This window comes from Mesorhizobium sp. M1A.F.Ca.IN.022.06.1.1 (assembly GCF_003952605.1).
In the GTDB taxonomy this organism is placed as follows: Bacteria; Pseudomonadota; Alphaproteobacteria; order Rhizobiales; family Rhizobiaceae; genus Mesorhizobium.
Window position 1 is genome coordinate 1,988,121 of record NZ_CP034455.1, and the last position, 18,892, is coordinate 2,007,012.

At 58.5% G+C, this 18,892-nt stretch carries 14 protein-coding genes and 1 pseudogene; 3 read left to right on the forward strand and 12 right to left on the reverse strand.

All coding sequences use genetic code 11. From position 1 onward, the window contains the following. Positions 1-512 precede the first annotated feature (512 nt). Both EJ078_RS09530 and EJ078_RS09535 read right to left on the reverse strand, forming a co-directional pair. Positions 513-1,745, reverse strand: a complete 1,233-nt coding sequence (locus tag EJ078_RS09530; protein WP_208721288.1) for an acetyl-CoA carboxylase biotin carboxylase subunit family protein — start codon at positions 1,743-1,745, stop codon at positions 513-515. A gap of 816 nt (positions 1,746-2,561) precedes the next feature. Then, complete coding sequence (locus tag EJ078_RS09535) at positions 2,562-3,746, reverse strand: hypothetical protein (RefSeq protein WP_208721290.1); 1,185 nt, start codon at positions 3,744-3,746, stop codon at positions 2,562-2,564. 1,247 nt (positions 3,747-4,993) lie between these two features. On the opposite strand from EJ078_RS09535, the gene EJ078_RS30280 reads away from it, so the two are divergent. Both EJ078_RS30280 and EJ078_RS30285 read left to right on the forward strand, forming a co-directional pair. Continuing rightward, positions 4,994-5,515, forward strand: coding sequence for a hypothetical protein (locus EJ078_RS30280; RefSeq protein ID WP_245459166.1), 522 nt, complete (start codon positions 4,994-4,996; stop codon positions 5,513-5,515). An 8-nt stretch (positions 5,516-5,523) separates the two neighbouring features. Then, positions 5,524-5,832 carry a hypothetical protein gene (locus EJ078_RS30285; protein ID WP_245459169.1) on the forward strand — a complete coding sequence of 103 codons (309 nt, stop codon included), beginning with the start codon at positions 5,524-5,526 and terminating at the stop codon, positions 5,830-5,832. A gap of 231 nt (positions 5,833-6,063) precedes the next feature. On the opposite strand, the gene EJ078_RS09545 is transcribed toward EJ078_RS30285, so the two are convergent. Continuing rightward, positions 6,064-7,050: a LysR family transcriptional regulator gene (locus EJ078_RS09545; RefSeq protein ID WP_208721292.1), complete on the reverse strand. Its 987-nt coding sequence runs from the start codon at positions 7,048-7,050 to the stop codon at positions 6,064-6,066. 63 nt (positions 7,051-7,113) lie between these two features. Between EJ078_RS09545 and EJ078_RS09550 the strand changes: the two are divergent. Then, positions 7,114-7,565 (forward strand): annotated as a pseudogene (locus EJ078_RS09550) (nitrogenase component 1); the annotation flags it as partial. On the opposite strand, the gene EJ078_RS09555 reads toward EJ078_RS09550, so the two are convergent. The 9 genes from EJ078_RS09555 to EJ078_RS09595 all read right to left on the reverse strand — a co-directional run bounded on the left by EJ078_RS09555 (position 7,550) and on the right by EJ078_RS09595 (position 18,797). Further along, entirely contained in the window at positions 7,550-8,632 is a 1,083-nt protein-coding gene (locus EJ078_RS09555) for an FAD-dependent oxidoreductase (RefSeq protein ID WP_208721294.1), read from the reverse strand. The pseudogene EJ078_RS09550 and the gene EJ078_RS09555 overlap by 16 nt on opposite strands. 1,008 nt (positions 8,633-9,640) lie before the next feature. Further along, positions 9,641-11,002 (reverse strand): CapA family protein, encoded by a 1,362-nt coding sequence (locus EJ078_RS09560; RefSeq protein WP_208721632.1) that lies wholly within the window; start codon positions 11,000-11,002, stop codon positions 9,641-9,643. Positions 11,003-11,272: 270 nt separating this feature from the next. Continuing rightward, a complete protein-coding gene (locus EJ078_RS09565; RefSeq protein ID WP_208721302.1) occupies positions 11,273-12,316 on the reverse strand; it encodes a dipeptide ABC transporter ATP-binding protein in 1,044 nt (347 codons plus the stop codon). Then, on the reverse strand, positions 12,313-13,320 hold the full coding sequence (locus EJ078_RS09570; protein WP_208721310.1) for an ABC transporter ATP-binding protein: 1,008 nt from the start codon (positions 13,318-13,320) through the stop codon (positions 12,313-12,315). The genes EJ078_RS09565 and EJ078_RS09570 overlap by 4 nt, the downstream gene beginning before the upstream one ends. Before the next feature lies 1 nt (position 13,321). Next, on the reverse strand, positions 13,322-14,206 hold the full coding sequence (locus tag EJ078_RS09575) for an ABC transporter permease (protein WP_208721312.1): 885 nt from the start codon (positions 14,204-14,206) through the stop codon (positions 13,322-13,324). 1 nt (position 14,207) lies between these two features. After that, positions 14,208-15,149, reverse strand: coding sequence for an ABC transporter permease (locus tag EJ078_RS09580; RefSeq protein ID WP_208721634.1), 942 nt, complete (start codon positions 15,147-15,149; stop codon positions 14,208-14,210). Continuing rightward, complete coding sequence (locus EJ078_RS09585; protein ID WP_208721314.1) at positions 15,149-16,750, reverse strand: ABC transporter substrate-binding protein; 1,602 nt, start codon at positions 16,748-16,750, stop codon at positions 15,149-15,151. The genes EJ078_RS09580 and EJ078_RS09585 overlap by 1 nt, the downstream gene beginning before the upstream one ends. A 733-nt stretch (positions 16,751-17,483) precedes the next feature. After that, entirely contained in the window at positions 17,484-17,630 is a 147-nt protein-coding gene (locus EJ078_RS09590; protein ID WP_208721316.1) for a hypothetical protein, read from the reverse strand. Between the two features lie 105 nt (positions 17,631-17,735). Further along, positions 17,736-18,797 (reverse strand): C45 family peptidase, encoded by a 1,062-nt coding sequence (locus EJ078_RS09595; RefSeq protein WP_208721318.1) that lies wholly within the window; start codon positions 18,795-18,797, stop codon positions 17,736-17,738. Positions 18,798-18,892 lie beyond the last annotated feature (95 nt).

The window sequence follows — 18,892 nt, forward strand, 5'->3', positions numbered from 1 at the left end:
TCGAGAACCCGATCTGACACATTGCCTTCCCGGACTCGGTCGCGTCGATGCCGCGCGGCTATCTTGTCCAGTCGCCCTGCGGTTGGCCGACGGCGCTGCAGAAGACGGTGCTTGGGTAATCACGGTTTCGCCAGGTTTGCTGTCACGCAGGCGGACCTCAAGGCCAACTCCAACGAAATCGAAGCTGGCCGATCCGGAGGCGTCCCGGCGGTTTGTCTTCATCCGATCGCTGGCCTCGTCGGATCAGCGACGATGGGTCAACGGTGCATTCGTGACTTAGCGAACGGATCAGGTCGGGCCGGCCTCGTAGCAGAAATGTACTCGATCGAACCTGGGTGGCAATCCGCTGGACAACTCGGCGCATGCGGTCATCCAAGGCAAATGTTTCCCTATAATCTGCCACGGCTCGTCACTCCTGTGATGAGGATCGGTCAGTGTGAGCAATCCTCGGACGCGGCAATGTGGGGCGAACCTCACCAACAGGAGCCGACACACGGTCTTACATATAGGTACTATTTGCCAAGCCTAGGAAATGGTTTGATCGACCAACCGATTGAGTCGACGGCACGTTGAAGGATCGCCTTGCTCTGACCGAGACTGGGTGAAACGGCGATGACATATCCCATAGAGTCTCGGCAGTCGCCTTTCCTGACTATCGGCGTCTTTGACGCAATGTTAAATTTGACATCGACGACACCTGGCACAGCAGCCGCTTGACTTTCGACATCGTTCCAATCGAGGATGCCATCTTGATCAGGGACTAAGTTCCGGAAGCCCACAGTCTGCGAATGCCTTTTGCGCAAATCCCATTCTTCGCCGATGACAACCTTGATGTGTTCGGTAACGAGATCGACACCGTAAGCCTGTTGGATCATTTCAGGCTCCCCATCGCCAAGACGGGGATTCACTTCAATGACGACTGGCCCACGCTTCGTCCATCGGAATTCAATATTCGATGGCCCCCAGCCAAGGCCGAGAGCTCGCAAACAGCTCAGCGAAACATCGGCGATACGTTGATGCTCCTCGTCAGTCAGCGGTGCCGGAGTGACGCACTCATGAACGACGAAATAAGGTGGCGGGCCGAACTCGTAGGCGGTAATTCCAATGACCTCATTGCCCATTAAATTGGCGACATAAACGGGGCCTTGTGCGAATTCTTCTACCAGTATCCTCGGCGAAGAGCGCCCTGTATGCTTCCCGCCCAATAGATAGCTCGTATGTTCGGCCAACTCATCGACGTTGCGGCACAATCGGACACCGATGCTCCCGCAGCCTATGGCTGGCTTAACAACCACAGGCAGGCCAATCTCTGCGGCGAAGCTTTCTACCTCCGTCGCGTTAGCTGCTAAATGATAAGTAGGCATTGGAACGCCGGCGTCTGCGAGCACCTGACGTTGAGCGAATTTGTCGCAGCACCGTTCAACGGATGCGGGGTTCGGCCCCGGTAGACCGAAATGCCGGCAGAGCTTACCAACTGTCGCAGAGATCGACTCGTCGAGACCCGCAAATCCAGTAATGCCGGCAATGTCATAGGTCACATGCAGCCGGGAACATTCGTGGATCAGCGCATCGAGATTGCCTGTATCGATGCGGATTGCCTCGACAGTTTTTGCCGCAAGATAATCGTATCGAGTTGGATCCATCGCCAGGGTAATTGGATGAAGACCAAGACGCTGGGCCGCTTGGATGTGTAGCGGACCATTACGTCTTGACCCGCCAAGCATAATGAGCGCTCTTTTTGCCATTGGCTTTAACTCCGACGTTGCGTGCCTGTGTGGCGGTTTGAGCCTAAATCGGCATCTGTTGTGATCCATCCCTGACTCAAACCTTGCCGTGAGCATATCATCGTCAGCGATTTGCGGGCGCAAAGATCCTGTGAATTCACTTGAAGGATTTGTTGCGATCGTGGATAGCACGTGGGGCAGGGAGGATGGATTGAAGGGTTACCTTTCCTATCGTTACTGCGCCTCTCTGAAAATGATTCCCCGCATAATAGTACGATTACCTCTTCATCGCCGCATTCCAAACGCGGTTATGTTTGTGAATACCTCGGAAAGTTGTTCAGCATGCTCCGAATCCAGGCGACATAGCTCTACCGTGATCTGCCGCGGGCCGGCGTCAACCACGGGCAGCAACTGTGGAAGATACATGAAACGATGGCAGGGCTACTACCGATCCAGCACCGCCCGGAAGCGCTGCTTTCTAATCAAGTCCCATACGTCAAGCTGCGTGGAACGGACTTCGGTCCGCTCATTTGTACTATACTCCAACGTGAGGACATTTGAGGGCAAGCTTGGGAACTCAAATGATCCTGGGCAGATGACGCGATGGGGACCGTTATCCTGGCCAGCTACATCGTTTCGGCCGAGGGACGGTAATCAATACCAGGCGATCTTAAGCCCTTCATTCACCGTCTCCGCGACGTAGGAGGATCTCAGCACCAGGTTCCGATTGACTGGTTGATACCCGCCATCCCCACAGCCCGTCATCGGTGTGAACGATGTAGATTGTTGGACGTTTTACCTCCAGTCAGTTGGGAATGTTCCCAGCGCCTACACGGGTCACGACATCGCTTCAATAACGTCGCTCAGCGGCCGATAGGGCATGCCTTTCTTCTCCGCCGACAGCGCGTGGGTCAGGTGGCCACCGTAGCAACAGACTCCCTCACGCAGGCTGTCATCTTCAGTGATGGCCTGAAAGGATTTGAGACTGGCGATGTAACGAATATAAGCGAAAGTTCGCGCTGTGAGCAGCCGCGTCGCGGTGTTAGCTACCATTGATGGAATATGATCGCAATTGTAATGCACGACATTTTCTTCGCGATAGGAGTGGTAGAGCGATGCCGAAGAAATACAGGTTTCGATCAATTCGCGGTCGCAAGCAGTACAGTCGCACACTATGCTGCCTCTCTGCATGGCTCGAACCATGCTGCGGTCGATCAGGTACTCCATTCTTCGCTTCGGAAGGTCGGACCGACGCACCGCACAGTTGAGGACGATGTCGATCTCCGGCAGTGCCGCCGCAATGGTGTCCTGAGTCCTTGAAGGATCATTGTTGTTCATAACGATTAGGTTGGTGCCGGTTGCGCCGATGTAATCGACGCCTTCCGTTTGGAAGCGCGCGTTGGCTTTGCAATTGAAATCATCACGGCCTCGAGCAACGACGGTCAAGGCAACCCCGAGGTCCGACAAGTATTTGAATGCAGAAAGACCGATATTACCGCATCCGATGATCAGACCCCGCCCTCCGGGGAGGTGGCTCTCATTTCGCGGGCAGAACATTCCTTTTTCCTTGGAGCATAACTCCAACGCCCGCTGAGCGAAGAGATAGCCAGTCAGTTGGCTCATCGGCTCAAGCAATGGATACTGGCCACCCTTTCCAACCCACTCGTAAGCAATCCCCAGAAACCCTCTACTGATGAGTTCAGAGATGTCCCGAGGATCAACGTTGTTCTCGTCAAAATGCAGAAACGTGAAAAGAATATGATGCGGAGCATAGTCAGAATATTCTGAGCGCAGTGGCTCCTTCACCTTGAGGAGGAGCCGCGCCCGGGCGAGGACCTCATCTTTCATCGCAATCTTCGCCCCGCAGGCCTGATAATCCGCATCCGAGAATCCAGCCGCTTCCCCGGCACCGATTTCAACATAGAGGTTGTGACCCAGACGCGAAAGCGCTTGCGCCTGGTTCGGCTGGAGTGCTACACGCCGCTCGTCTTCTTTGATTTCCTTCAAAACACCGATGTTCATTGAAGCTCCCCTTGCAGTCTTCCGTCAGCCTCCAATCCAAAATGCGCGGCCGTGACCATGCCCGTGCGAGTGTAAGTCGCCGAGTTTCGGTGTGGCGCTTTGTGTACGCGGTCTGAACGCGGTTGCCGGATTGAGTTGCGGTTGATGGCGGCGGCAAATTGGGACTCTTCGAGCCGACGTTCTGGTAGCGGAATCGGGCCAGCAAAGCCTTTTCGTTGGGCGCGGCGGCAGCATTGCTGCAAAAACCAAGTCTGCCATTTCGGGAACAGGGAGTGTCAGATCGACAACGGCTCCGAATTGCTCGAAGAGGGCCATGAGCGACCGCGATTTGGCTTTGCGCCACCCCTCCCGATTTGGGTGCCGCGGTGGCCACATCAATAAGCGCGGTGGGTATTCGAGCGGCATGTCAGTCTCTCCTCTCTTGATAGAAGATAAGGCCAGCGCGAACGTGAACAACTATCAAGTTTGGTAGGAAAGGTGACCTGCCAAGAAAAACGATGGTATCTCTCCTTGCCTGTATTGAGACTCAAGGGTGCATCAGTTTTGCCGCGTGAACCGCGGTTTACGGGCCTTGGTGGCTAATCTCGATTGGCTTTGCCGCCGCTTTGCCGACCATCCACACCGGTCGCCAAAAATGAAGCTTTTTTGCTGAGTGCACAGGGAACTCGAGTGGGCCCGCGATGTCATCGCGGTAGAACGACGCCGCCGCCCACGGAGCGTCTGCATTCTCGTTGAATGGTAAGATGGTTGATCCGCCGGTGGCGCGCTCGCGAAATCCTAGCTCTCGCCCGCAGCAACGGACCTCCCTCCAGTCAGTGTGGTCGACGGGGCCTTTCCCAGTGGGGGGGCGGCAAGTTACCTTGTCAACGTCACCGCGTCCGGAGACCGGCTGCTTGAGCGCGCCCGGATCGTAAGGGAAATTCAGCTAACTGAAACGGGACTAACGAACTCGGTGGCTGCTCCTTCCGGAGAAGGGACCATTCCGTCTGGCGCCGCTCGCTTGGTCAGTGGTTCGCTGCTTGAAGCAGTAAGACGAACTGCCGAGGATCTCGCTGAAGATAACTGGCTGCGCATCTGGGGGGACCCGCCAGCGGTGCTGGAGCTGCCGCGAACCGGCGGCATCTTGCGCAGCACTAGGGCAGTTCCGCGGTGCACAATATGCGGATGACACCATTCATCAGCATTCCGAACAGGGTGGTCTCTAGTGCTCGCGCTGGTGATTGGGGCCTTCGGGGCAATCCAAGTGTGTGACCAATGTCACCGATCAACAAAAAAGGAGTACAGGCGTGATTAATCGATTCGGTCAGCCTTTGCCGCAACCGCCGCAGCCTTGGCCGGAGGGGGACCGCGACAGTGTCGTGTCGGCACTGCAAGAGGGCGGCCACGAGGTGCTGCTGTGTGAGGGCGATAAAGGACTGCTCGCTACGCTCGAGCGGTTCATGCCGCCCGATTCACAAGCCCGCCCGTCGGGATTCGTCTTCAACTTGGCTTATGGAATTCAGGGCGAGTCCCGTTTTTCCCATGTTCCCGCCATGCTCGAGATGGCAGGCGTTCCGTATATAGGAGCGGGCCCGCTTGGACATGAGCTCGCCAACGATAAGGCGATCACCAAAATACTCATACGAGACTGCGGTGTGCCGACGGCGAACTTTCGGGTGATGCGTCGAGGCTCTGATAATGCCGGCGACCTGAAATTTCCAGTGGTAGTGAAGCCGCCTCGTGAAGGTGATAGCCTCGGATTGCAGCTCGTAATGAACCTGCCGAGCTAAAGCGGGCCGTGGAAGTGATTGTCGAGCAGTATGCGGAGGACGCGCTCGTCGGCGATCGCGCAACGCGTCTTATGACTTGGGAAGCGAAGTACGTGGCGGCTGCGGCGCCGTCGAAGATTTGCCCGGCACAGATCGGGGGCGGGCTTGCGACGGTCCTGCGGGATATTTCGATTGCGACATTCCGCGCTTGCCAATGCCGGGACTATGCCCGCGTCGACCTCCGGATCGACCGCTCCGGGCAGCCTTTTGTCCTAGAGATCAACGCCAATCCGTCCCTCACAAAGGCCTCATCGTATTGCTGCCGCATGGCCAGGTAGGCACGGACGAATGGAGTGGACGCTTCCTGCCCACTCGGACGTGGACGCGCAGACAACCTGACCGGGTCAATGGACGCCGGTCTCGGTGGCGCAGAAGGTGTCGTCCCAGCGGTGTCTTCGGTATAGTAAGAAACGGCTCGCAGTACTGTCGCATTCAGCAGGCCTATAGCCGCTATTGATCCGCCTCGTTGATCGGCGCATCAATTGCGCTGGCAGCTATCACGCAACACGCTACACTTCGGCAGACGTGAGGCCGCCCACTGATTGTGGGTATGTCCGACTCTCGAGGGGGGTAATTTCGATTGCCGCCGAAAGTGCCGCGAGAAAGGTGGATTGGGCGCGGGTGCGCCTGGCAGCGCGCTTCGTCACGAGATAAACGTCGACAGAAGGCGGATTCGTGTATGGCGGAATTTGCCAGAGCTGCCCTGCTTCCACGTCTGGAGCAACGACATGTATCGGCAGGGGACCGAATCCAAACCCGGCCTTGATCAGGCGCTTCACCTCTTCGAGATTGGTGAACTGTCCCACAATTTTCCCACAAAGCTGCTCTTGCTTGCGCAATGCTGCCACAGGCGCCAGAGCTCCTGAAAGCTCGTCGGTTTTGAAGGAAACGTAGTCGAGTCTCCTCATCTCATCGAAGCCGGAAATTTGTCGTTGGAAGAGCGGGTGGCTTGGTCCGCAAAAGAAGCCGAAACGCTCACGATAAAGCAGGGTGTATTCCAAGTCATCAAGCTTTTCCTGCGCGAGGAAAATGCCGAGTGCGGCTTCATTGTTGAGCACGGCTTCAGCGGCGGACCTGCTGGACGAAACCGTGGTAGAAAAGGTGACGCGCGGATGGGCCTTGTGGAAGTCGACAAGGAAAGTGTCGAGGAAGGGACATTCGACATGACTGGCAAAAGCCATATCGATGTGGCCGGAGATGTGGTTTTGATCCTTCTCCATGAGTTCCGGCAGTCCGGCGACGATAGCGAACATTGCCATACATTCGTTGTAAAGTGTCTCTCCCGCTGGCGTGATCCTAAAATAGTTCGAGCTTCTGTCGATCAGGCGGCAAGCCATATGCTCCTCCAGCCGGCGCAGCGCGTTGCTGATTGTGGGCTGCGACAGGGACAGCCTGTCTCCGGCAGCGGTTACGCTTCCCTCCTGCACGATGACCGAGAATGTTCTCAGGAGGTTCCAGTCGATCTCCCAGACAAAACGACGCCGCACTTGGGTCATTCTCCACCTCCAACCTTGCGGAAATCTCTTGAGGCATTTGCCGTTCCTTGTCTAGGCACTCAGGGTCCGGTCAAGGATACGGTCTATATCTCGCACGGCCCGGTCGGCTGCGGGCAATATTCCTGATCCCAGCGCCGCACTACTATGTCGGCACGACCGGCATCGACACCTTCGGTACCATGCAGTTTACCTCCGACTTGCAGGAGAAGGACATTGTCTTTGGCGTGACAAGAAGCTGGAGCAGATCATCGACGAGATCGAGGCGCTGTTTCCCCTCAACAACGGCATGACGGTGCAATCGGAATGCCCGATCGGGCTGATTGGCGACGACACCGGGGCGGTGTCGCGCAACAAGGCCAAGGAACACGCCAAGACGATCGTGCCGGTGCGCTGCGAGCTTTGGCCACCAAATCGCCAACGATACGATCCGCGACTGGGTGTTCGACAGGAAGGAGGTCGAGTCCGAGGCCGGTGCCTACGACGTCAACGTGATCGGCGATTACAATATCGGCGGTAAGCGCTGTGGTCGGCTGCGCTGTTCGATCAGCGGGATCCATTCGCTGTCCTGACGGGCGAGGTTGGCAACTTCACGCCCCAGGAGATTAGCAAGGGCAAGCCCGTTAGCATTGTAGCATCCGGCAACAAACAGCCCGTCGGCTACCTTGCCAAATACATGATGCCCATTCGTACTCAGGCAGACGATGCCCGACCAGGAATGGGTGAAAATCTGTGGGCTTAGTGCCGGAAACCGCTTCGTCAGGGCGCCGGCATGATCGGCCTCTCGCCGGACAAGCGCGGTGGTATCGAGTGACATGCGCCGCGGTACCTCGCAGGTGTTCCGGACGAGGAGGCGCCGATCGCGTGTCAGCCGGATCATCGCCCCCATGGCATCGGCCGACAGAAGGCCATACGGCTTGGGCGCACCGATCGCTGCGTATTCGTCGTCCGTTAGGGGGCGGCTCATGCTCGCGGTAAGCTGCAGGGCGAAGCTGCGGTGCTGGCGAATACCGACTTCGGGCATAAATCCGTTGACTGCCATGATGACGTTGCGCGCGACGACCTCGCCGGAAGGCGTCTTCAGTAGATACCCGCCATTGCCGGATTGCCACGCGATGACAGGCGTGTTCTCGAAGGCCTCGATCGACGGCGGCAGATTGTCGGAAAAGCCGCGCGCTAGTTTGGCGGGCTGCAGCATGACGCTCGTCTTCGTCCATACGGCAGTCGTGTAGAAGCCGGTGCCGATGTGATGGCGAAGCCTTGTCCCGGTCAGGACCTCGTTCGCGATGCCGAGTTCGCCGAGAAGGCGCGCAAATTTCTCAAGCCTGTCGAGGTAGCGCGGGTCGCGGGCGCCATAGAGTTTTCCGCACGTATCCCAGTCGCAATCGATGCCGTAGCCGTTGACGAGGGATTGGACTTCAGCGATGGCAGCGAGGGCGAGCTTGTATTTTTGCCGAAAGACCTCGATGTCCGACGCCGTGCCCGTCCCTTCGTTGAGCGTCGCATCGACCAGGAAGCCGGAGTTTCGCGCGCTTGCGACAACAATGTCGCTTTTGATTTGCCGCAGTTTGCTGATTGAGGGCAATTAGTCGGCCGCGGCGGAGTGACGTGATGGCAAGCGAGAAAAAGGGTGCTCTGTTGAATGTAATGCGACCCTTGGTCATCTACCGCTAATGGGCACTGGCGCAATTCGATCCAACATCGCTCTGCCGGACCTGAGTGCCATCTTGGGAGGGCGGCAAGCATTCCACCTCCTGCCGTTTGACGGAGAGTTGGGTCATAGAGCGTCGTGCGCATTGCGGCATCGCCGATCTCGCTGATGCGGCCGCTTTAGTCGGTCTCGCCAGATCGATAAGTCTTCGGGTCAGGCCGAAATGCACTCCTACCCGCTTCGAGGAGCGAAATTGCCGGATCATCGATCGCAGAAGCATAGGGTAGCACGACCTGGACCGCCCCCCGCGTCGACAGTAACCACTTGCCATGAGGTCCGGCGCCCCAGCGCGTAAGCTTGCTTCTCGAAAGCTTGGAATTCGCGCAGTAGCACGGCACGCTAGAAAGCAGCGCCGCGGGCCACCATCTTCAGGTTCGGATGGCCAGCCACCAGTTCGTGGATGCGCTCGGCAAAGCCGCGCAGCGTGCTCTTGCAATCTTCAGCCGCCGCGTACACTGTTCTCGAAATCCCTCATTGCGGTCCGACTTCACCGGCATCGCCGTGAAGGCGCCGCGCACCTCACACGAACCAGCTCCAGCGCCAGTCACCAATCCGCGCGCCAGAGCCGTCTCGTTGGCCAGCAACTGCTGGGGCTGGTGGGCTGCCCGAATGTCAGGCTACCGCGCTTTGGGGCGCATGAGGTAGAACGTTGCTTGCGCAAGAAACGCGATCTCGGCCGCCAGATCGCCGACGATTCTCGGCGGCTTATGCGGGCGCTTGATGCCGGTTGCCACATGATTGCATAAATGCCGAGCCTAGCCTCCTCCAGCGCCCCTCAAGGCTTTGGTCGAGAAGATGCGACAAGTGCATTTTTTTGCTGCCTACTGCTATGTTGGACGGTTGTCGCTCGGGCTACGTTAGGGAGTCCAATACGTCATTGGCTCATCCCAGCGAGGTGGGCCTCACACGGATGACCCCTACGTCGTTCTCGATAGCGATCTCGGTCCCAAACGGCTCCGAAAGCTTCAGTAGACGCTCTAGAATGGCCTTCGCTTCCTCCCTATTGGCAAGCTGCGGGATGCCGCGATTGGCAAACCTCTTCGAGCTTCCCAGTTCGACCGGATACAGCCGCAATTCGGCAAGTTGGTTCTGCTCGAATCGGCTGAGGGCAACAATGCTTTGCCAAAAGACCGGGTCTGAGTAGCTCGCCATCTCCGCGACTTTGACCTCGGCATCAGTATGGACCCGAGGGTCCTTGGTGTAATCACCGTACATGTCGGCGCCCGCGGGGGTTCCCAAGTCGTCCTGGAAGAAATTTCCAAGACTATAAAAGATGGGTCGGCCCTTAAAGATTTCGATGCCTCTCAATTGATGAGGCCCATGGCCAATGTATGCGTCGGCCCCGGCATCGATCAGACTGTGCGCAAAACAACGTTCATAGTCCGGCGACTCGTCGCTCCAGTTCCCCGGCTCGTGGCCGTGGTTCGTAACGATGCAAAAATCGGAGAACTGCTTCCCCCGGCGGACGTTTCGTAAAATGTCCGCGACGTCACGCGCATCTGGCTCGAAGCTGTAGCCGACTTCGTCACCTGCTTTGTACGTCGTTCCGGCGAGCAAAACCTTGTTTGGAACTTGGGGGGCGGCGGAGTCGGTGGGCAAGGCAGCGCTTATGAGCCTCAAATTCTCCAGCATTTCGGGTTGAACCACAATGCTTTTCGCCAAACGAAGAGCGTTCAGTCCCGGTCTGCCTGGCGCTTCGCCAGCGGGATCGCCTGCACGAGCCATCGGTGCGAATGTTGCAGCAAACGACACTAATGCCACACGCCCGCGAGCGGTTTCTAAGAAGCGAGCTGCGCCGGCTTGTGCGAGATTCTCGCCCGTGCCTGCATAGACCATATCGCTCGCGTCGAGCACCGAACTCGTCTCGCGCATGCCTTCAATGCCCCAGTCAAGCGTATGGTTGTTCGCCCGGCCAACCATGTTGAAACCCATCGCCCTCAAATCGGGACCGACCTCCGGTAGGCTGAGGTGATAGGCACCGCCGTATTCAGCCTGCGGGTAACCACTGAACGATCGGATATCGAAGACGTTAACTTCCAGGTTGCCAAAAGTGACGTCAGCATTGCGAAGGATTTTTACGACGTCTGCGAAGCCTGTATCCTGAGATTTGGTCACTGCCCGCGAGACGATGAGGTCGCCGACTGCTACCATCGTGAAGCCGTCTGCAACGTTTGTCGCAATCGAACCCACCAAGTCATAGCCAGGACCCTGCTGGGTCCGGTTGTTGTATAGATGCTTCTCCATAGCTTCCTCGGTGATAATTGCCGAACCAAAATTCGCGTTCTTGTCGCCACCTGACATGAAGGGGGATTCCGAGCACAGGGCATAGGGAAAATCCGCCAGGTTGCTCAACGTCGGGACGCGATGTGGCGGTCTGAAAAACCCTTGCGACGTGTTCTTACGAGTTGAGTGGCCGCGGTGTGTCCCGTTGCCGTCCGCTTTGATGCGGCTGGCCACTTGTCATTTCGGCCATTGAAAAAGGCTGGGTATGAGCATACAATTTGACCTCCCATTCTATTTGCCGACGTTCGCTGAGATCGGCGCAGCCAAGCTGGCGGCCGCAGCCGACTGGGCCGCGATGTCCGCAGCCGGAGCGCGCACATGACATGCGACGACGCGCCCGTCAGCAGTCGGCACAAGGGGCGGCACGTCCACGCGGCAACGCTCAGCGGCAAGGGGACAGCGCGGGTGAAAGGCGCACCCGCTCGGCGGATTGATGGGGCTTGGCACCTCGCCCTCGACGGGCGCCTCGAGCCGAACCCGCGCGGGATCCGGCACCGGGGCCGATGCGATCAGCGCCTCGCTGTAAGGATGGACCGGATTGGCGAACAGCGCCTCGCTCGGGGCGAGTTCCACGATGCGTCCCAGGTACATGACGGCTACGCGATGGGCGATATGCTCCACCACGCCAAGGTCATGTGAGATGAAGACGAAGGCGATGCCCATCTGCTGCTGGAGATCCAGAAGCAGATTCAGGATCTGCGCCTGCACGGAGACGTCAAGAGCCGACACCGCCTCGTCGGCGACAATGAGAGAGGGGTTGAGCGACAGAGCGCGTGCTATGCCGAGCCGCTGCCGCTGGCCGCCTGACAACTCGGCCGGAAGCCTGTCCATCATCTCAGGCGACATTCCAACTTTTCTCAGCAGGTCTGCAGCAAGCTCTCGACGCTGCTTCCGGCTGAGACGCTCAAAGTTCTCGACGGGCTCAGTGATGATCTGTCCGGCGGTGAAGCGCGGGTTCAGCGACGAGTAAGGATCCTGAAACACCATCTGCATGCGACGGCGCCAGGCGTGAAGTGCATCTTTGTTGAGTCCCGCAATATTGGTCCCGTCGATCAGCACGCGCCCGCCGGTCGGCTCGGCGAGCCGCATCAGGAGCCGCGCCACGGTGGATTTGCCACAGCCGGACTCGCCCACGATGCAGAGCGTCTCGCCGGCCTCGACACTGAAGGATACATCCTCCACCGCCCGGATCACTGGAATGGTTTTCTTGAACAGGCCCGCACCGAGCGGATAGTGCTTGGTGAGGTTCTCGACTTTCAGCAAAGGACCACTCATGCGCCCATCACCTCTTCGGCGCGCCAGCAGGCCGCGGAATGGCCCGAGCCGACATCACGCAGGCCGGGCGTCTTGTCGCGGCAAATGTCGACCGCGAAGGGGCAGCGGGGCGCAAAGCTGCATCCCACAATCGGCTCACGCAGACTTGGGACGATGCCGGGGATTTCCGGAAGCCGCCGCTGTCGGCCACGCCGCCGGTCAGGCACCGATCGCATGAGACCCTGAGTATAGGGATGCGCCGGTCGCGCGAACAAGTCCATGACCTTTGCTTGTTCTACGATCCGGCCAGCATACATCACGAGTACGCGTTGGCATGTTTCGGCTACAACGCCCAGGTCATGCGTGATGAACATGACGGCGGTTCCCGTGCGTTCTTGCAGATCGATGATGAGCCGCAGGATCTGCGCCTGGATGGTGACGTCGAGCGCGGTGGTTGGCTCGTCGGCAATCAACAGTTCCGGCGAGCAGGCGAGAGCCATGGCGATCATGGCGCGTTGGCGCATGCCGCCCGACATCTCATGAGGATAGTTGTTGACGCGACGCTCGGGGTCCGCGATGCGGACGAGACGGAGCATCTCTTCGGCTTTCTTCATGGCAACGGACCGCGAGGCTTTGGTGTGGATCCGCACCGCCTCGGCGATCTGGTGGCCTACTGTATAAACGGGGTTCAGGCTCGTCATCGGCTCCTGGAAGATCATGGCGATCTGGTCGCCGCGGATCTGTCGCATCTCCCGATCGGACAACTCAAGTAGGTCGCGCCCGTGAAAGCGGACCTCGCCGCCGACCGTCTTGGCGGTCAGCTTCGGCAGCAGGCGAAGGATGGAGAGAGCAGTGACGCTCTTTCCGCATCCCGATTCGCCGACAACGCCGAGCGTTTCGCCTTTGTTAACCTGAAAGCTGATTCCGCCCAGGGCGCGTGTGACGGTTTCATCGCCGTAAAAGTGCGTCTCAAGGTCTCGAACGTCGAGAAGCAAGTCCTCCCCTGCGAATTCTCGCATTAACATATCAATGTCTCCGCTTTGAGCGGGGGTCGAACAGGTCACGCAGGCCGTCCCCAAGCAGGTTGACGGCCAGAACCGTGACAGCAAGGCAGATACCGGGGGCGAAGATCGTCATTGGGGCGCTGGCAAGATACAGCCGCGAACCGGCAATCATGTTGCCCCAGCTCGGGATCTCGGGGGGTACGCCCACGCCGAGGAAACTCAGCCCCGCCTCCGTCAGAATCGCACTGGCGCAAACAGTAGCGCCCTGGACCATCAGCGCAGGAATGGTACTTGGCAGGATATGCCGCCACAGTACCTTGGGGAGGCGCGCACCGCCGCAGAGCGCGGCCTCCACATATGGCCGCTCGCGAACGCCCAGAACCACCGAACGAACTAACCGCGCGACCGGCGGCGTCTCGGGGATCGCAATGGCGACGATGAGGATGCCGATGCCGGGGCCGGTAAGAAAAATGAGCGCAATTGCCAGCAAAATCGTCGGGATCGACATCAGGCCGTCCATGACCCTCATGACCATGTTGTCGAAGGTGCGGCTATAGCCGGCGATGATTCCGATCAACAGCCCCGCAAGAGCTGCGCACGCCGCCGACAGCAAGCCGACCACGAGAGAGATCCGGGCACCGAAAACTGTTCGCGCAAACACATCCCGGCCCAGATTGTCGGTTCCGAACCAAATCTCGGCAGAAGGTGGCTGGAGACGCTTGAACGGATCCATGTTCACTGGATTGCCCGCATAAAGCGGGGCGGCGATCGCCATAACGATCAGCAGTACTAGGAGGCCGCCGCCTATTAGGACCAGGGGGTGCCGCCTTGCCAAACGGGGAACATCGGATAGCTGCAGCCGACCCATCAGCAGGGTTTCAACTGGTGCGGAGGAGAGAAGGCTCATATCAGTACCGGATGCGGGGATCGATCAGCGTATAGGCAAGATCGACCCCGAGATTGATAACGACGTACAGACCCGAAACCAGGATGAGTACACCTTGAATGATGGGATAGTCGCGCTTGCTGACCGCATCGGCGACCAGACGGCCGATACCAGGTACGTTGAACACCGTTTCCGTGATGACAGCCCCAGAGATCAGATAGGCAAAGCTTATGCCGATCACGGTTAGGATCGGGACACCCGCATTCTTCAACGCGTGATGGAAAAGCATTGAATAAGACGAAGCGCCCTTGGCAGCGGCCGTTCGCATATAGTCTTCCGACAGAACTTCGAGCATGCTCGCCCGCGCGACCCGGGCGATGAAAGCAATGTAAGCAATGCTCAGAGTCACGGTCGGGAGGATCAGATGCAAAAGCCATGGGCCGAAGCCATGGTCGAAAGGCTGGTATCCCTGGACGGGCAACCAATGTGTCCCGATCGCAAATACGTATATGAGAAAAAAGCCGACGACAAAGACCGGGACAGAAAAACCAAGTGTCGCGAATGCGGTCAGGATGCGATCAAAAAAACCGCCCGCTCGCCAAGCGGCAAGAATGCCGAAGGAGACGCCGACCGCGATCGAAAGGATCATCGTCAGGATCGACAGGGAAAGAGTCGGTTCAAGCCGCTGCGAGATGAGTTCGAGGACCGATCGTCCGGAAAAGATTGAGGTACCGAAATCGCCGACGAGTATGTCCTTTCCCCAACGTATGAACTGAACTGGCATAGGATCGTTCAGGCCGAATTTTTCGTGGATGCCGGCAATCTTCTCCGCGCTGGCAGACTCGCCGGCGATCATGACTGCCGGATCGCCAGGCGCCAGCCTAAGCAGCAGGAACACGAAGACCCCAACCATCGCCATCACGGCGATGGTTGAAACGACTCTGCGCAGGATGTAGGCCCCCATCAGGCCGAGGCCTTCTGCATGTTCCACATCGGTGTTCCAGTCGGCGTAGCAATAAGACCGGTGAGAGTCTTGCGGCTTGCGATTGGCGTGAGAACTTGACCCAACAAAACTTGGGGGGCGTAGTCCCACCAAATTCCTTGCATCTTGCGAGCCAGCCCTTTGCGCTCTTCGACCGTTGCCACATAAGGCCACCTCGCCCGCAGCGCCTCGTATTCATCGCTTTTAGGCCAGCCATACCAGCCCGCCTCGCCTTTCGCGGTTAGGTAAGGTGCGGCGAACGGGTCGCTGAGCTCAAAATTGGTAGCCGACGTGATGAAGATGCTCCAGCCGCCACTCTCAACAGAACCCTTATTCGCGCGGCGTGCGCGGACGGCGCCTCCGTCTCCGGGAGCAAGCTCCACATTAACGCCAATCTTGCGTAGCGTCGCCGCCAAGAACTGCGCCATATTGCCGGCTGCAGCCCAGTCCGTACGCTGGAGGACGACTACTTTCTCGCCTCCATATCCAGCTTCCTTAAGGAGCTGCTTGGCCTTTTCCGGATCGCCGCCCTTTTTGAACCAGCCCGTATTTTCCTCGTTGGAAAAAGGCATTCCCTTTCCAAACATCGACGTGATGGTGCCGGTGTATTCCGGGAGGGAGGAAGTACGAGTGAATGCCTCCTGATCGACCACGTGAAGCATGGCTTGACGCGCCTTGTCGTTGTCAAATGGCGGCTGCAGGCAATTCATGGCCATAAAATATACGTCGCCCCACTCATTAAGAACTTGGAGTTCAAGATTGGGGTCGCTTTTGATCACGGGGTAGAGATCGGGAGATGGTGCCTCCAGGAAATCGACCTCACCCGACTGCAAAGCCGCAAAAGCAGTCTGCTGATCGGAAATATTGTCCCAGATGACGCGTTCGACCTTCACGATCTTCCCGCCGGCAAATCCGTCGGCCGCCTCGTTACGCGGTATGTATTTTTCATTGCGGTCGTACGTGAAGCTGGCGCCCGGCTTCGCAAGAGCCTCGTTAAACCGGAACGGCCCTGACCCTATATTGGCGGTCACCTGCTCGGTTGCTGGTCGGGCCGCATCTTTCTCGCGCATTATAGACAGGTAATATCCTGAACTCGCGAGCATGTCGATCAGCAGTCCGATCGGCTCTTCAAGAACAATGGCGAAAGTCTTGTCGTCCTTTTTCGAAATATCCTTGGCGCGAGCGATAAGCAGTTGTCCGCCGGGGTCCACCTGGCCCCAGCGACGGATCGAGGCCACACAGTCAGCAGCGGTGACAGGCGTGCCGTCGTGCCAGCCGAGGCCATCCCGGAGCTTGAACGAATACGTCTTCTTGTCGTCCGAAACCTCCCACCGCTCCACCATTTGGGGCTGCGGCCTCAACTTGGAGTCCATCGCAAGCAGCGTGTCGTAAATCATGAGGGCATGGTTCAAGGCTGGAGTAGCCGTCGAAAAAATCGGGTCGAATGCATCGGGGAGTTGCACCACCATGCGTGCCGTCCCCGCCGCGTTTGAGGCGATCTGTGCTCGCAGAACAGAAGGCGCCGACAAAAACGCTCCAGCGGCCAAACCAGCCTTGATCATCTCACGTCGAGAAACTGTCATTGTTCATTTCCCCTTTTTGCAGTCGCGCCGTTTATCGCGCCTCTCTATTAGATAAATACCTAGAGGAGCATTTAATCGATCTATGTTCGGTTCTGTCTCGACTTACGTCAAATTCAGTTTGCGTATCGTTGTCATCTAGTTTTGAGATAACTCAGAGCGGTTGGAGTCGAACAACTATCGCGACCCGATTGCCCTCGGAAGAGGTGACCGCGCGAGGCGAGTGCCGTGACCAAACTTGTGGGCGTCAAGTCAGCAAATGGCTTTGCAGTGAGGTCGGTGTGTCTGCCGCGCAGCTCTCGTTGCGGAGACCACGGCTCATGCGGTCAAAGCCCCGAATTTTGTGCTCGCGTAATTGGCGGACTGCCGTCTCGACGATAGCCATATCTTCGCGTCCGTCGCAGGGTGAACTTGTCCAGGGTGCTGGTCGAAGAGGCCACTCCAAGCCCGTCAGCGAGCGGCGACAACTGCGGAGTGGCTCGCGATCGATCACCACGTCGGCCCTGATCGAGTAAGCTTGCGTTCAACACACCTTGCTCAACTATGTGGAGGAGGGACTTGCGCGGCGGTGTGGCATCGAGTGGCGCTACCGCCGTGCCTTCGGCCCTGATGGAGAGGATCTCGCCGTCGCTGCCGAAGCCGGCCAAGGGCCAAGGTCGCCACTGGCTGAACAATTCCGCGATCCAAAACGGTTGCCGACCGCCAACCAGATCCGCACTTGGCTCGGAGCCGGGCATCATGAAACACTCTGCGCCTTCACCATCACCGCCGCCAGTGTCGACGGCAGCGAAATCCGCAGCCGCACGTTCGGCTGGGACATCATCGCATTGCGGTTGATCAGGACGATACGTCCTAGCTGCAGATGAAGTTCGCTGTCGGTCAACACCTTGCCGCCGCGGGCAGGCGCTACAGTCCGCAGGTTCTAACTTATATCCAAGGCACGCGCGCGCCGCGGACCGCTTCAGACGGAAGCTGGCGCTGCGCCTCATTAGACCACGCGGATTGTTCCGCTAAATGTGTCGCGCTCGTCCGGCGCCGCGTGCACACGCCATTCGACGCGGTCAGGGAAGAGCGCAAAGACGCTCGTGGCCAGGGTCTGGTCCGAGCCGTTCGCATAAATCGGGGTGGTCTCGTCGAAGAGCACCGCCTCCGCGCCCTCCGCAAGCGCGCCTTCCGCGATCATCCGGTCCGCCGCCTCCTGCCGATTGCGCGAAGAGACGGAGATCGTCTGCTCCAGGCCGTCGAATTCCCCGAACAGCAGGTGGTTGGCGTGGGCTCGCGGCGAGGCGACCTCCCGAACGACGCAGCCTGAGGCCGGCGCCTCTACAGAGACGAGCCGACCCGTCTTCGCCTCGCCGAGATTGTGATGGTAGCCGCTGGCGCGGTCCTTGCGCTTCAGGATTTCGATCGCTTCGTCCAGCCCTTTCGCACTGAGGATCGCTCGGCTGATGATTTCCCGCGGCACGCCAGGCTTAAGATCGTTGGGTCTGATGTTGTTGATCGTCTGAACGAGTCCGGCCTCGTTCAGGCCGAATGTTTGCCCCGGCAACATGCCGGGAGTCATGAAGCTGCTCCAAGCCGGGCCCTCGTCGGGTTCGACCTCGACCCAGAGGCAGGCACCGAGAAACTCCCGCTCGCCATCCTCATTATGGGCGATGACCGCGGGTCCATCGCCTTCCGCCGGAATCAGGAGCGAAGTGCAGCCTGCAGCGGCACTGTTTTCCACGGCCTGGGAGACGCCCTCGGGAAGCATCAATTCAGCCATGCAATGCAAGAGGAAAACCGTTTCGAAGTCCTGCCCGGCGCCTGCGGCGATCCCCTCGATCTCGCGAACGTAGCGGGGATAGGCCGCGCGCGAGGCGGATTCCAGCGACTTAAGATAGTCCGATCCCCGCCAGCGCGTGTTCAAGATTTGATTTAGCTCGCTAACAAAGACGTTCTCGCGGAAGACGCGCTCGCGGAAGCTGGAGGCGGTGGCTTGACCGATGACGAAGCCGACCGAGAACGCGTCGCCCTTGGCACGCAAGCGGCGGATGGGATTTCCGGACATTCAAGGCCTCTGAACGTGAGTCACGGTTTATAATTGTACATGCACCTCGACAATGACCGTTCGGATGCAACGCAAAATTCGTGCCCCGACGGGTT